7 protein-coding genes, 1 tRNA gene, 3 rRNA genes and 1 pseudogene are annotated in these 15,231 nt (G+C 40.7%); 1 reads left to right on the top strand and 11 read right to left on the bottom strand.

Annotated features, from left to right (window positions below; translation table 11 throughout):
* Positions 1–30: 30 nt before the first annotated feature.
* From NQ499_RS02530 to NQ499_RS02500, 7 genes and pseudogenes are all read right to left on the bottom strand, one after another.
* Positions 31–1,974, bottom strand: a complete 1,944-nt coding sequence (locus NQ499_RS02530) for a GDSL-type esterase/lipase family protein (protein WP_040390168.1) — start codon at positions 1,972–1,974, stop codon at positions 31–33.
* Between the two features lie 75 nt (positions 1,975–2,049).
* Positions 2,050–3,273, bottom strand: a complete 1,224-nt coding sequence (locus tag NQ499_RS02525; protein WP_006506768.1) for an SGNH/GDSL hydrolase family protein — start codon at positions 3,271–3,273, stop codon at positions 2,050–2,052.
* Positions 3,274–3,323: 50 nt separating this feature from the next.
* A tRNA-Leu gene (locus NQ499_RS02520) sits at positions 3,324–3,407 on the bottom strand.
* Positions 3,408–3,453: 46 nt separating this feature from the next.
* On the bottom strand, positions 3,454–4,140 hold the full coding sequence (locus NQ499_RS02515) for a DUF134 domain-containing protein (protein WP_006506769.1): 687 nt from the start codon (positions 4,138–4,140) through the stop codon (positions 3,454–3,456).
* Between the two features lie 77 nt (positions 4,141–4,217).
* Positions 4,218–5,486, bottom strand: a complete 1,269-nt coding sequence (locus tag NQ499_RS02510; protein ID WP_006506770.1) for a galactokinase — start codon at positions 5,484–5,486, stop codon at positions 4,218–4,220.
* Positions 5,487–5,808: 322 nt separating this feature from the next.
* A pseudogene (locus tag NQ499_RS02505) lies at positions 5,809–5,982 on the bottom strand (family 1 glycosylhydrolase); the annotation flags it as partial.
* 426 nt (positions 5,983–6,408) lie between these two features.
* The gene (locus NQ499_RS02500; RefSeq protein ID WP_040390122.1) at positions 6,409–8,010 is read right to left on the bottom strand and encodes a SulP family inorganic anion transporter; all 1,602 of its coding nucleotides are present in this window, start codon (positions 8,008–8,010) and stop codon (positions 6,409–6,411) included.
* Positions 8,011–8,187: 177 nt separating this feature from the next.
* Between NQ499_RS02500 and NQ499_RS02495 the strand changes: the two genes are divergently transcribed.
* Complete coding sequence (locus NQ499_RS02495; protein WP_006506590.1) at positions 8,188–9,141, top strand: alpha/beta hydrolase; 954 nt, start codon at positions 8,188–8,190, stop codon at positions 9,139–9,141.
* Positions 9,142–9,192: 51 nt separating this feature from the next.
* Here NQ499_RS02495 and rrf read toward each other — a convergent pair.
* The 4 genes from rrf to NQ499_RS02475 form a co-directional block, all read right to left on the bottom strand.
* Positions 9,193–9,301: ribosomal RNA gene (gene rrf, locus NQ499_RS02490) — 5S ribosomal RNA — on the bottom strand.
* A gap of 61 nt (positions 9,302–9,362) precedes the next feature.
* Positions 9,363–12,250 (bottom strand): 23S ribosomal RNA (locus NQ499_RS02485).
* Positions 12,251–12,485: 235 nt separating this feature from the next.
* Positions 12,486–14,015, bottom strand: a 16S ribosomal RNA gene (locus NQ499_RS02480).
* The 16S, 23S and 5S rRNA genes sit together here, the layout of an rRNA operon.
* A 283-nt stretch (positions 14,016–14,298) precedes the next feature.
* The gene (locus NQ499_RS02475) at positions 14,299–15,120 is read right to left on the bottom strand and encodes a Cof-type HAD-IIB family hydrolase (protein WP_006504437.1); all 822 of its coding nucleotides are present in this window, start codon (positions 15,118–15,120) and stop codon (positions 14,299–14,301) included.
* Positions 15,121–15,231 lie beyond the last annotated feature (111 nt).

The raw sequence follows: 15,231 nt of genomic DNA, 5'->3' as shown, positions 1-15,231 counted from the left end.
GCGTATAAGAAAAGAGGACATCATGTCCTCCTAACATACAACACCATTATGAATTGTATGGTTGTTGTAATAGCCATTATATGACCAGTTGATCTGTCCATTTTCAACATAGTACCATGTACCATGCCCATCAACCTGAGATAAAGTTATCTTATTCCAGTCGATCTTGCCATTCTCTACATAATACCAAGTACCATTATATAAAACGAGATTAGAATAGTTCCAGTCAATCTGTCCATTATGGACATAGAACCAAGTCCCATGATAATACACCAATCCATTATAAGACCAGTTCAATGCACCATTCTGGATATAATACCATGTACCAAAATATTGTGTTAAGCCAGTATAATGCCAATTAATCTGACTGTTTTCAATATAATACCAAGCACCATGTCCATTGACCTGAGACAATGTATTCTTACCCCAGTTGATCTTGCCATTTTCCACATAGTACCATGTCCCATGATACTGTACAAGGTTTGTATAATGCCAGTCAATCTTACCATTCTTCACATAATACCAAGTCCCATTATAAAGTACAAGACTAGAGTAGCTGGTCTGATGAACACCGTTATGAATATAATACCATTCATTATTGAAATAAGTGAGTCCCTGATAGTTCCAGTTGATCTTGCCATTTTCTACATAATACCAAGTACCATGACCATTAACCTGACATAATGTATTTTTATTCCAATTGATCTTACCGTTTTCTACATAGTACCAAGTCCCATAATATTGTACAAGATTTGTATAATGCCAGTTGATTTTACCATTCTCTACATAATACCATGTACCATTATAAAGAATCAGATTATTATAATCTGTATCTAAAACACCATTAACGATATAACACCATTCACCATTAATATAAGTCAATCCATTACATGAATGATTCACTACACCATCAACTATATAATATGTCTTTCCATTATAGTCTACTAAACCTGTATAATCCTTATCTAGCTTACCATTATGAATGTAATACCAGTCTCCATTAAAATAAACGACTGTATTCTTGTTAATTACAAGACCATTTTTCACATAATACCAATAACCCTTATTCTTTACTGGACCATTCATATTCTTATTTGTATGACCATTGATCAAATAATAGGTTGTTCCATTATATGTCCATGAACCAGTGTAAGATGTATCCACTTCACCTGCATCCACTTTATAATATTCATCTTTATACTTAATAGCACCGGAGATGGACTGATCCACAATACCATCTACCATATAGTAATTGTGATAAATACCTGTTGTATTTATAAAATAACCATTTGAAGTGGCATAAGTGCCTGCTCCTATAGTAATAGTAGAGGCATAAGAATTGACTCTTATATCTTCACATTTCATTAAATAGCCACCAATTGTTTCACCAATGGCTTGATGACCTTTCACATTAGGATGATAACCATCTGATGCGAAGTAATTCTTATTTTCATTTAAGGCATATTCACTATTGGTGATATAAAAACCACCTGCTTCTTTTGTGCCATCTTTATATGCTTGGATGACATTCTTAAATCGCGAATGATCACTTGTAGCATCTCCTGTCATACCAACAAGAATCTTTGCATCAGGATATAATCTCTGTGCTTTTTTTACTGTTTCATAGACTTTATTCTTAATAGTGTCATAGGAATAAGCCATATCATTATAGCCACCTGCAATGACTACATATTTCGCATTCTTTCCTTTTCCATCCTCTAATAAAGTACTAAATGTCTTACCCGATAACTGAGCAACAAATCCTATACCACCATAAGATTCCTGTGTATAATCAAGTCCTGCTTTATGACTTGCCTGAACATACCACACATCATCTCCAGTAATCATTCCATCGCTAGAATAACCCTGCGTATAAGAGTCTCCAATATATTGTACAAGATCATGATTCTCTGCATAAACAGGTGAACTCATGCAAATAAGTAGAAAAATGAAAACACCTATTATTTTTTTCATAATTACCTCCATATAAAAAACGTGGATACCCACGTTTCTATATATATTCTTGTTTTATATTTTTGTCAATAGTGTTTACTTTAACCAGCGAATTTCATCACCATGAATATAATACCATGAACCATTATAGAGATTAGAGTTACTATAGCTATTCTCTAAAACACCATTCTTAATATAACATAACTGACCATTCATATGAATCATGCCTGTTTTACTAAAGTCTACCATACCATTCACAACATAATAGTTCTGTCCATTGTATTCTACTAATCCTGTGTAGCTCTTATCCATCTTACCTTGATGTACATAATACCATTGATCATCAATCTGCATTAAAGTATCCTTATTCGCAACAACACCATTTTCTACATAATACCAAGTTTTATTTGCTTTTATGGAACCTGTAATAGTCTTATCTGTATGACCGTTTGTAAGATAATACTGCTGATCATTATAAGACCAGATTCCTGTGTATGATGTATCTACTTTACCTTCATCCACCTTATAATATTCACCATCATTTTCTACAATACCAGTCTTAGATGTATCTACAATACCATTGACCATATAATAGTTATCATAAAGACCTGTGATATTTATAAAGTGTCTATTCTTAACTGCATAAATACCTGCACCAATCTTAATAGAAGCAGCTTTTGTATAGACAGGCACATTATTACATTTCATGAAATAACCACCTATTGTTTCACCAAGAGCACGCTGTCCATATTTATTAGGATGATGACCATCGGATGAAAAATAGCTCTGATTACCATTTAAGGCATTTTCACTATTAGTAATATAAGTACCTCCTGCTTCTTTTGTACCATCCTTATATGCCTGCATAACAGTCTTAAAATGTTTATTTACAGAATCTCCTGTCATACCTACATAGACCTTTGCTTTTGGATAGAGTGTCTGTGCCTTTTTCACTGTTTCATAGACTTTATTCTTAATTGTCTTATAAGAATAATCCTTATCATTATAGCCACCTGTAATGACTACATATTTCGCATTTCTTTTACCTTTACCTTCATCTAATAAAGTACTAAATGTACGACCATCAGACTCCTTCACAAATCCTACACCACCATACGACGCTGCTGTATATTTGAGATGTGCTTTACGGCATACCTGAACATACCATAAATTATATCCCACGATCATACCTTCACTAGTATAACCTTGTGTATATGAATCACCAATAAACTGTACAAGATCATTGGAATAAGCATCAACAGATGGAGTCAGGCTTATACAAAGTACAAAGGTAAGGAATAAACCGAATAACCTTTTCATATAGAACCTCCTCTTACTAAAAAAACGTGGTCTCCCACGTCTTGGACCATTGGTGCTCGGAATGGGATTTGAACCCACACGGCATAAGCCACCAGTACCTGAAACTGGCGTGTCTACCATTCCACCATCCGAGCATTCAACAGTGTTGATTTTATTCTCGTTTTATTTATTTGTCAATTACTATTCATGATGACATTCGCAATTATCATGACTGCATCCACAAGTTGCTTCTGCATCAGGAGTTAAAGTACCAGCTAAATAAGCTTTCACTACAGCATCACAATCACCAGTTACTCCACCCACTACATTAATATTAGAACCACTTAATGCCATAATAGCACCTCTTCCAATACCACCACAGATCAATACATCTACATTCATATTAGATAATAAGATAGCTAATGCACCATGACCTAATCCTTCTGTACCTACAACCTGTGATTCTTTGATTTCATTATTTTCAATATCATATAATTTAAACTGTGAAGTTTTACCAAAGTGTTGAAACACTGATTCATTTTCATAAGTTACTGCAATTCTCATAATATGTTCTCCTTTTACGTCTATCACAGGATATCCTGCCTTTTTTACACATTCATTACATTCAATTCTTAAAGGATAGCCTTCCATTATACTGCGTGCTATCTTTTTTCTTGCCCCGGCATATATTTCAGTGACTGTTGTACGTGAGATATTCATTTTTTTAGCACACTTAGCATGAGTATAAGATTTATAATCAATTAAGCGTATGACTTCAAATTCATCTAAAGCAAGCTCTATATAGCCTCTTTGAGGAATACCATCAGGTACAAACATATTGTAGTCAGGAACTCCTGTAATTGTCCTTGATCTCTTTGGTCTAACCATACACGCCTCCAGTTACTGACATATGTCGGTAACATTATATCACAAACACTATGAAAAAAAAGCAGTTTTTCGCTGCTTTACAACAATCTAATAGCGCCTTGTTCTCTTGTATAAATCACATGACATGATCCTTTTCCTAAAATAGAATCCATATAAGCAACATAGTCTTTTAATCTACTCGTTTTCACAAAGGCAAGCATGGTTCCTGAGAATCCTCCACCATTGACCTTTACAACTCCATCATCACCTAAGAAATTCTCACTTAAGACAATAGCTGTTCCAACATTTTGGCAACGTGTACTTCCCTGTGGATAAATATTCTGAAGTGCTTTAAAAGTCGAATCGCCCGATTCTCTCACTAATTTAAGGAATGTATCAAAGTCTCCCCTTTCAAGAGCTTCTGACTGCTTTAAAACACGTTCTTCTTCTTTAAAGAAATGAAGTGCTCGAAGTGCTGGTCGATCTCCTACTCTTGCTCTAACAATACGATAATTCTTCATAAACTCATCATAAGAGACTTCTCTTAAGACATCTTTCTTAAAGAAGTGAGCGACCTTAATCATTTCTGCAGGCACTGCATCATAATCAGCTGTAGTATCTGATCGAATCAGATTAGAATTCACACTGCATAAAGTATAATCAAAATTAGAAAAATCAATATTCAGTTTATAAATATCTGGTGAATTAAAATCTTTAAAATCCACTTTAATAAATCCACCTACACAGCAGACACATTCATTCATTAAACCACTTGGTTTACAATAAAATGTATTTGTCGCAAAGCGACCAATCTGGACAAGATATTTATTTTCAATCTGCCCTTCATTATATAGATGGTTAATAATTGTACCAATCATAATATCAAAGTTAGCACTTGAACCTAGACCTACATTTCTAGGAATGCTGCATTCAATATAAGCATTAAAACCACCAATATGATAATTCTTCTGGTTCAATCCAAATAAAACACCATTGATCAATGATTCCATTGTACCTTTCTTGGCTTCATTATATTTTATATTTTCTGTATCTATTTCATTAATACTCATTTCATTATAGATTACTTTTGCATAGCGTTCTTGTTTCGCAATTATCGCAATAGAATCTAACTGAATAGCAGATGCAAGTACACGTCCACGCTGGTGATCTGTATGATTGCCACCAATTTCACATTTACCTGGAACACTGATGATCATAATATCCTGATCACCAAAATAATCAATAAAGGACTGGACGGCATCTTTGTATCTGAGTATCTGTTCATCTAATTTTTCTGAATAGATTTCCTTTAATATAGAAATCATTTCACCACTAGAAAGTCTTTTCATTACATCAGATGCTTTCATGATTTTACCTCCTTTTTTGTAATCGGTCGCATTTCTATTTTAACACTTATTTCATCTAATACAATGTTTCTAGGTCTTTTTTAACTGTAATCTTACATAATCAATTTATATAATATTTGTGCATAATGTGCATAACTGTGAATAATTCATTTTCATGTGTATATATCGTATATTTTTAAATTGTATGTAAACTACAGTTTTAAAGCACCTATTTTAAGGTGTTAAATAGCCTTACTTATACACTAAGACTATTTAGGTTTTGTAATGACTTTGTCATTATATGTAAACGAATACAAAAAAAGAATAGTGATTATTCACTATTCTAGTCATCTAATGCAGCTCCATTTGTTTCAATAATATGCTTCATCCAGTTATAAGACTTTTTCTTTGTGCGCTTGAGTGTACCATGTCCTTTATCGTCCATATCTACATAAATAAAGCCATAGCGTTTCTTCATTTCACCAGTGGATAAGGAAACTAAATCAATAGGTGCCCACATATGAAAAAAAGTAGGTTTTCCTACTTTTTTTCCAACATTTCAATAACTTTACTGACTACTCCCATGGGCAAGCCCGTGGGGTTCTTACTGTCAAGTTTAGCTTGTAATCGTACATCATTTTCAGACTTTGGAATACAAGTGTAAATCTATTTAAGTAAGAACTTTTATTACCAAGCAGTCCAACGACCACATTAACGGTAAATTTCTATCTTACGATATGGAAGTATAATCAATCTCCCTGATGTTTATTTTATACTATTTTGATTCCACTATTCAATACTTTGATTCTATTAGTCTCAATTCTTTTAATTAAGGCTTCTTCTTTACTGTAACACTTTCCAAATTCTGAAATACATCCGTCTCTATCTATAGTAAAAATTATGTGGCTTTCATCCCATAGGCAAGCCTAGGGGTTTTTCGCAACTAATTTATAACATCCCAATAGAATACGTCTTCACCTACATATGTATCAAAATGATGTCTTCTTAACTGTCTCATAACATTATTTTGTACACCTGTAAAATAGAACTGTACTTTATGTGCACGACATAACTCTACAACATCCATTAATTCATGAATACCTGAATCATCAATAGAAGGAACACCTCTTACTGAGAGAATGATATGATCACATCCATCGATGAGTTCTCTTACTTTTGATAAGAGCTGATCCTGGTTTCCAAAGAATAAAGGTCCTGCGACATAAACAACACGTGTTGTAGAATGGTTATAATTGATTTCTTTATCTAATCTATGTGGTTCAATGGCACTTGTTTCAACATGTAATGAAGAGTTATTAATCACAAACAAGAACATTGAAACACAGATACCTAATACAATTGCGACTGTTAAGTCAAAGACAACTGTTGCAAGCATAGTGACTAAGAACTGTGTCATGCTTGTTTTAATACGGTTTCTAAATATAGATTTGATTTCGTCCCATTCATTCATACGCCATGCCGTCATAATTAATACCCCAGCAAGAGCTGATAAAGGAATCTGTGACATATAAGGACCTAATACAAACATAGAAATAAGTAATGCGATTGCATGGAAGATACTGACTAATCTTGTCTGTCCACCTGCCTTGATTGCGACACTTGTACGTGCAATAGCGGCAGTGGCTGGTACCCCACCAAAAAATGGAATGACCATATTACCTACACCTTGCGCAAATAGTTCCATATCTGCATCCAGCTTTTCATTTTTCATCTTACCCGCACTTGCGCCACATAGTAATGATTCAATCATCCCAAGCATTGCAATACTAAAAGCAGGAATAATAAGATGAGTTACAGTTGTAAGATTCAGACTAGAAATAGATAGTCTTGCATCTGGAAATAATGTAGTAGGAATCTTACCTACGACTGTTACATCGAACTGTCCTACGATATTTACAATTAATGCGATAATAATACCAGCCAAAGATGATGGGAATACACTTGCCCATTTCTTAGGCCAGATCAACATAATAAAGACAACAAGTAAACCAAACATTAAAGCATACTTATTAATAGGAAAACCTAATTTAAAATAAGATAGTAGCTTTTCAATTGTATTGCCTCCTTTAGAAGTCACACCAAAGAAGTTATCAATTTGTCCTGTCGCAATGATAATCGCAATACCACTTGTAAATCCTGTAATAACACTACTTGGAATAAAAGATACAACCTTACCAAATTTAAATAATGAAGCAATCAATAACATGACCCCAGAAATAAAACTGGCTACAAATACACCCTGTAAACCATAAGTAGTAGATAAGCCAATAAGAATGGCTGACATAGCCCCTGTCGGTCCTGAAATCTGATAAGAGGCACCTGATAGTCCCCCAATAAGTAAACCAGCGACAATGGCTGTAATTAAGCCTGCACCTGCATCAGCGCCACTACTAACACCAAAAGCTAAGGCAAGTGGTAAAGCGACTGCTGCAACAGTTAAGCCTGCTAGTATATCCTTAACTAACTTTTGTGAGTTATACCCCTTAAACTCACTTTTTAATCTTAAAACATAGTTGTTTAACACAATACTCCCTTTTCCTTTCAAAAAAATACCGTTTCAATATAACATAGAATTCTTAGAAAGTAGAGAAGAAATATTACTTTTACATAATCTATATATTTGTATGTTTTTTAATTCTTTGATATTAAAACTATTAACTTCAAACCAATATTAGTATACAATACAGCCTGAGGTGACTATATGAAAAAAAAGATTATAGGATTGATTGTATTGATATTATTATGTGGAAGTATTGGTGTCGGTCATTATTTTGTGAATTATGCATTGTCTCCTGCCAGTAACTCGAGTGAACGAAATGTGAAGACAACAGTACATGCTTCAAATAGTAATGAATTGATTATGAATAAGAATAAAGAGGATGAGATGAAGAAAGCAGATGCTTTCTATAAGGAAACATCCTTAACATCAATTACAAGTAAAGATAAGTTAAAACTATCTGGTAATTATAAAACTCAAGACACGCATAAGTGGGCTCTTATTATTCACGGTTATAAGGTGGATAATAGAAATATGATGCCTTTTGGAAGAACATATTATGAGCATGGCTATAATGTATTATTACCTGATGATCGTGCTTCTGGTAAGAGTGAAGGAGATCATATTGGTATGGGTTATCTTGATAAGGATGATATGATGCTCTGGATTAAGTGGATACTAAATAAAGATCCAGAAGCACAAATAGTAGTACATGGTGTATCTATGGGTGGTGCAACGACTATGATGTTGTCAGGAGATAATCCAGAACAGGTCGTTTCTTATATTGAAGATTGTGGTTATACGAGTGTATATGATATATTCTCTAGCGAATTAGATAAGAGATTTGGTTTACCTCCATTCCCTGTCATGGATATATCGAATATTATGTCAAATATTGAAGCAGGTTATGATTTTAAGAAAGCAAGTAGTTTAGAAGCAGTTAAAAAATGTAAGAAACCAATGATGTTTATTCATGGTACGAAAGATGATTTTGTCCCTTATTCTATGGGATTAGAAGTATATAAGGCTGCAAAGTGTGAGAAGGAATTATATAGTGTCAAAGGTGCAACACATGCCAATAGCTTATATATGAATCCAGACGCTTATTGGAATAAAGTATTTAAGTTTATTAATGATAAGACATCTATCGCAAGATAGATGTTTTTTTGTACTAAAAAAGCCCTCCTGGCGGAAGGCATAAAAAAAAGGACCTGGCAGCTTGCTATTGTCGCGTCTTCACACTATCGTCGCCGTTATGATGCTTAACTTCCGTGTTCGGGATGGGAACGGGTGTGTCCATCATGCTATCGCCGCCAGATCCTCGAGGGATCCCTCAAAACCAGATACGTCATCTCTACTATTCTCTACTCTTTCCAATCTTGGCCAAGTCCTCGGCCTATTAGTACCGCCCCGCTAAGCACATCGCTGCGCTTGCACTCGCGGCCTATCAACCTCGTCGTCTTCGAGGGGCCTTACTTGTCGCCAATGGGAGGTCTCATCTTGGAGGGGGCTTCACGCTTAGATGCCTTCAGCGCTTATCCCGTCCGGACTTGGCTGCCCAGCTGTGCCACTGGCGTGACAACTGGTGCACCATCGGTCCGTCCACCCCGGTCCTCTCGTACTAGGGGCAGCTCTCCTCAAACCTCCTGCGCCCACGACAGATAGGGACCGAACTGTCTCACGACGTTCTGAACCCAGCTCGCGTACCGCTTTAATGGGCGAACAGCCCAACCCTTGGAACCGACTTCAGCTCCAGGATGCGATGAGCCGACATCGAGGTGCCAAACCTCCCCGTCGATGTGAACTCTTGGGGGAGATCAGCCTGTTATCCCCAGGGTAGCTTTTATCCGTTGAGCGACGGCCCTTCCATTCGGATCCGCCGGATCACTAAGCCCGACTTTCGTCCCTGCTCGACCTGTATGTCTCGCAGTCAGACACCCTTATGCCTTTGCACTCTATGCATGGTTTCCATCCATGCTGAGGGTATCTTTGGGCGCCTCCGTTACTCTTTGGGAGGCGACCGCCCCAGTCAAACTGCCCGACTGACACTGTCCCGTGGCCCGTTGCCTCCGGTTAGGACCTAGATGCATGAAGGGTGGTATCCCAACAGCGGCTCCCCGTACGCTGGCGCGCACGGCTCACAGCCTCCCACCTATCCTGTACATCATGCATCCAAGCCCAATGTCAACCTGCAGTGAAGCTCCATGGGGTCTTTCCGTCTAGTCGCGGGCAACCTGCATCTTCACAGGTACTAAGACTTCACCGAGTCTACAGCTGAGACAGCGCCCAAATCGTTACGCCTTTCGTGCGGGTCGGAACTTGCCCGACAAGGAATTTCGCTACCTTAGGACCGTTATAGTTACGGCCGCCGTTTACTGGGGCTTCGGCTCGCTGCTTCGCTTGCGCTGACAGCTCCCCTTGACCTTCCAGCACCGGGCAGGCGTCACCCCCTATACTTCGGCTTGCGCCTTCGCAGAGAGCTGTGTTTTTGGTAAACAGTCGCTTGGGCCGTTTTACTGCGGCTCCATTTCTGGAGCACCCCTTCTCCCTAAGTTACGGGGTCATTTTGCAGAGTTCCTTAGCTATAGTTCTCTCGCTCACCTCAGGATTCTCTCCTTGCCCATGTGTGTCCATTTTCGGTACGGGCCGATGCGTGTTGTGCTAGAAGCTTTTCCTGGAAGCCTGCTCTCAGCTTTTCCGTACTTGCCGCAGCTTTCCGTATGCTTCGCGCCTTCCCCCTGCGCGCACCGGATTTCCCTGGTGCGCAGGTATCTCGCTTGCCCCAGCTATTCCAGCAGCTGGTTGCCTGAGCCTTCTCCGTCACTCCATCGCCACACATCGGGTACGGGAATATCCACCCGTCGTCCATCGGCTACGCCTTTCGGCCTCGCCTTAGGTCCCGACTATCCCAGAGAGGACGAGCCTTCCTCTGGAGACCTTGGGCCATCGGTGCGTGGGATTCTCACCCACGTGCCGCTACTCACGCCGGCATTCTCTCTTCCATGCGCTCCACATGCCCTCTCGGTCATGCTTCTCCGCTGCATGCAATGCTCCCCTACCACATTCCTGTCCATAGCTTCGGTGTCATGCTTAGCCCCGGTAAATTATCGGCGCAGAGTCATTCGACTAGTGAGCTGTTACGCACTCTTTGAAGGATGGCTGCTTCTGAGCCAACCTCCTAGTTGTCTGCACGTCTCCACTTCCTTTTCCACTTAGCATGCACTTTGGGACCTTAGCTGATGGTCTGGGCTGTTTCCCTCTTGACGACGGACCTTATCACTCGCCGTCTGACTGCCGCAGATGACACCGTGACATTCGGAGTTTGATTATGCTCAGTACCGCGGGATGCGGCCATCGCATATTCAGTGCTCTACCTTCACGGCTCTCTCGCTGCGACGCTAGCCCTAAAGCTATTTCGGGGAGAACCAGCTATCTCCGGGTTCGATTGGAATTTCACCCCTAGCCACAAGTCATCCGCCAACGTTTCAACGGGGGTCGGTTCGGTCCTCCATCGGGTCTCACCCCGACTTCAACCTGCTCATGGCTAGATCACCCGGTTTCGGGTCCACGACCTCAGACTATGTCGCCCTGTTAAGACTCGCTTTCGCTGCGGCTCCGCATCTCCTGCTTAACCTCGCCTGCTGATCGTGACTCGCCGGCTCATTCTACAAAAGGCACGCCATCACCCTTTGACGGGCTCTGACTTCTTGTGGGCATGCGGTTTCAGGTTCTCTTTCACTCCCCTCCCGGGGTTCTTTTCACCTTTCCCTCACGGTACTGGTTCGCTATCGGTCACAGAGTAGTGTTTAGCCTTTCGGGATGGTCCCCGATGATTCCGGCAGGATTCCACGTGCCCCGCCGTACTCAGGTGCCGCCTCGATCCATGTCGAGCCTTCGGATACGGGTCTCTCACCCTCTGCGGATCCCCTTCCCATGGGATTCTCCTGACTCTTCATGTCATCTTTCTCGGCGGTCCTACAACCCCGGACTATGTCCGGTTTGGGCTCCTCCGCTTTCGCTCGCCGCTACTTACGGAATCGACTTCTCTTTCTCTTCCTGCAGGTACTTAGATGTTTCAGTTCCCTGCGTATTGCCCCGTCATGACGGTCGTCATGCGGTCTCCGCTTCGAAAGCGGAGGGGTTTCCCCATTCGGATATCGGCGGGTCATCGCGTGCTTACCGCTCGCCGCCGCATTTCGCTGTTCGCTGCGTCCTTCATCGCCTCTCTGTGCCCAGGCATTCTCCGTACGCCCTTTCTTCCTTGACCTTGTGATTGGTTCTCTTTAGTTCGCTTGAGTATTTCTGTTCTTAGTATTTTTTGCCTTCAGACCAGATGTACTAGACCTTCTTATCTTTGTTTGATTTCTCGATCTCACTTACATCTTATCTTTGTGTGCAGAAAGTTTTTAAAACTTTCCATTTGATGATCATATCTGATTTTCAAGGATCTCTCCTGAGTGCCAGAGCACTCAAAACTGAACATTACACGTCTGTCTCCCTAGAAAGGAGGTGATCCATCCCCACGTTCCCGTAGGGATACCTTGTTACGACTTCACCCCAATCATCAGCCCCACCTTAGACAGCTCCCTCCCTTGCGGGTTGGGCCGCCGGCTTCGGGTGTTGCCAACTCTCATGGTGTGACGGGCGGTGTGTACAAGGCCCGAGAACGTATTCACCGCGGCATGCTGATCCGCGATTACTAGCGATTCCGGCTTCGTGCAGTCGAGTTGCAGACTGCAGTCCGAACTGGGAACGGGTTTCTGGGGTCCGCTCCGGCTCGCGCCTTCGCTTCCCTCTGTCCCGTCCATTGTAGCACGTGTGTGGCCCAGGTCATAAGGGGCATGATGATTTGACGTCATCCCCGCCTTCCTCCTCCTTGCAGAGGCAGTCTCGCCAGAGTCCCCAACTCAATGATGGTAACTGGCGACAGGGGTTGCGCTCGTTGCGGGACTTAACCCAACATCTCACGACACGAGCTGACGACAACCATGCACCACCTGTCTTCTCTATAGCTATGAGGATGTCTCCATCCCTTTTAGATCGATGTCAAGACCTGGTAAGGTTCTTCGCGTTGCTTCGAATTAAACCACATGCTCCACCGCTTGTGCGGGCCCCCGTCAATTCCTTTGAGTTTCATTCTTGCGAACGTACTACTCAGGCGGGTCACTTATTGCGTTGACTGCAGCACCGGGGTTTGACCCCCGACACTTAGTGACCATCGTTTACGGCGTGGACTACTAGGGTATCTAATCCTATTTGCTCCCCACGCTTTCGGGAATGAGCGTCAGTTGCGGCCCAGACCGTCGCCTTCGCCACTGGTGTTCCTCCATATATCTACGCATTTCACCGCTACACATGGAATTCCACGATCCTCTTCCGCACTCTAGCCGCCCGGTTTCCATGGCTTACCGAAGTTTAGCTTCGGTCTTTCACCACAGACCCTTGCGGCCGCCTGCTCCCTCTTTACGCCCAATGATTCCGGATAACGCTCGCCACCTACGTATTACCGCGGCTGCTGGCACGTAGTTAGCCGTGGCTTTCTGGTAAAGTACCGTCACTCGCACACCATTTCCTGTGTCCGACGTTCTTCCTTTACAACAGAGCTTTACGACCCGAAGGCCTTCTTCGCTCACGCGGCGTTGCTCGGTCAGGGTTTCCCCCATTGCCGAAAATTCCCTACTGCTGCCTCCCGTAGGAGTCTGGGCCGTGTCTCAGTCCCAATGTGGCCGTCCGCCCTCTCAGGCCGGCTACGCATCGTTGCCTTGGTGGGCCGTTGCCCCGCCAACTAGCTAATGCGCCATAGGTCCATCCCTGCGCTATCCTGTGAAGGATATTTGGCATGAGCTCCATGCGGTGCTCATGGCTATGCGGTATTAGCAGGAGTTTCCTCCTGTTATCCCCCGCACAGGGGCAGGTTACCTATGTATTACTCACCCGTTCGCCACTCATCTTCCGAAGAAGATTCGTTCGACTTGCATGTATTAGGCACGCCGCCAGCGTTCATCCTGAGCCAGGATCAAACTCTCCACGAAAATATGTGAAGAGCTGATGTTCAGCTCATCAATTAAATGTTTTCAAATAAATCTGACGTGTATCTGTTCAGTTTTCAATGTTCTGTCTCAGCCCGTCTCCCGGACTGCCTGTCTATAATACCTAAAATATCGGAACTTGTAAAGCATTTTTTTGAATTTTATTCAAAATTTATTTCTAAATAGAGTTTTTAGCCCTTCTGCGCTACATAATTTTATTTCGATTAATTTTAGTATTATTTCTCTAACGCTCTTTATAGTTCAAATATAGCAAAAAGAGAAGCATTTACTCCTCCATTAAATACATCTCTATAACCTCAGCACATCCATCATGATCATTATCCGATACAATTACATCACTGATTTCTTTAATACTCTCTTTCGCATTACCCATTGCAACAGATAATCCTGCAACCTCTAATGCTTCCTTGTCATTATCTGCATCACCTACTACTATAGTCTCTTCAATAGAGATACCTAAATGATGACATAACTGTTTTAATCCAGTTCCTTTATCTACACCTTTCGCATTCATTTCTAAACCTGTTGCTTCTGAATCTTTCATCTCTAATTCTAGTCCCGCTTCTTTAATAGCTTTTCTTGTATGATCTCTTGCAGCTTTTGAGTGATGATAGATGTTAAGCTTATGTACTGAATAAGGATTACCTATATAATAGTCATAGATGTTATCTACTTTAGTAGTGACTTCTTCATACATTGGCTGGTAGACACCCATATAATAATCATTCATATGTGGTACTTTGTCTTTTTCTACGACAGATGTAATACCCATTAAATGAACCATCTCATCCGTTTCCTTACCAATTTGAATCAATGTTTTGACTTCTTCTTCACTTAATGGTGATTCATAGATACTTCTTTCTTCTTCATAATCATAGACAAGTGCACCGCTGACACAATTCACATAGCGTAGTCTTGGCAGCACTTCTCTATACTCCTTAAGTTCTGCAGGACATCGTCCTGTATTAAGTATTACAATCTTACCTGCCTCTATTGCCTTATTAATAGCTTCTACTGTTTTAATAGAAATCTTCTTTTCACTATTAAGAAGAGTACCATCCATATCAAATGCGACTAACTTATACATACTTTAATTCCCCCTTTTATATGTATCATATTCTATCACAATATAACCTATATATAGGAACAGTTTTATAATATCAAAAAGAGGAACTATCTAGTTCCCCTGTTGTCCTAA

It is taken from the genome of Catenibacterium mitsuokai (assembly GCF_025148785.1).
GTDB classification, from domain to species: domain Bacteria; phylum Bacillota_I; class Bacilli_A; order Erysipelotrichales; family Coprobacillaceae; genus Catenibacterium; species Catenibacterium mitsuoka.
The sequence above is the reverse complement of the archived record's forward strand: the minus strand, read 5'-3'. Positions and strand labels throughout refer to the sequence as shown.

Bases quoted from the DNA above. Each gene is read 5' to 3' on its own strand.
- NQ499_RS02530 (WP_040390168.1), bottom strand. From the start codon at position 1,974: ATGAAAAAAATAATAGGTGTTTTCATTTTTCTACTTATTTGCATGAGT.
- NQ499_RS02525 (WP_006506768.1), bottom strand. From the start codon at position 3,273: ATGAAAAGGTTATTCGGTTTATTCCTTACCTTTGTACTTTGTATAAGC.
- NQ499_RS02515 (WP_006506769.1), bottom strand. From the start codon at position 4,140: ATGGTTAGACCAAAGAGATCAAGGACAATTACAGGAGTTCCTGACTAC.
- NQ499_RS02510 (WP_006506770.1), bottom strand. From the start codon at position 5,486: ATGAAAGCATCTGATGTAATGAAAAGACTTTCTAGTGGTGAAATGATT.
- NQ499_RS02495 (WP_006506590.1), top strand. From the start codon at position 8,188: ATGAAAAAAAAGATTATAGGATTGATTGTATTGATATTATTATGTGGA.
- NQ499_RS02475 (WP_006504437.1), bottom strand. From the start codon at position 15,120: ATGTATAAGTTAGTCGCATTTGATATGGATGGTACTCTTCTTAATAGT.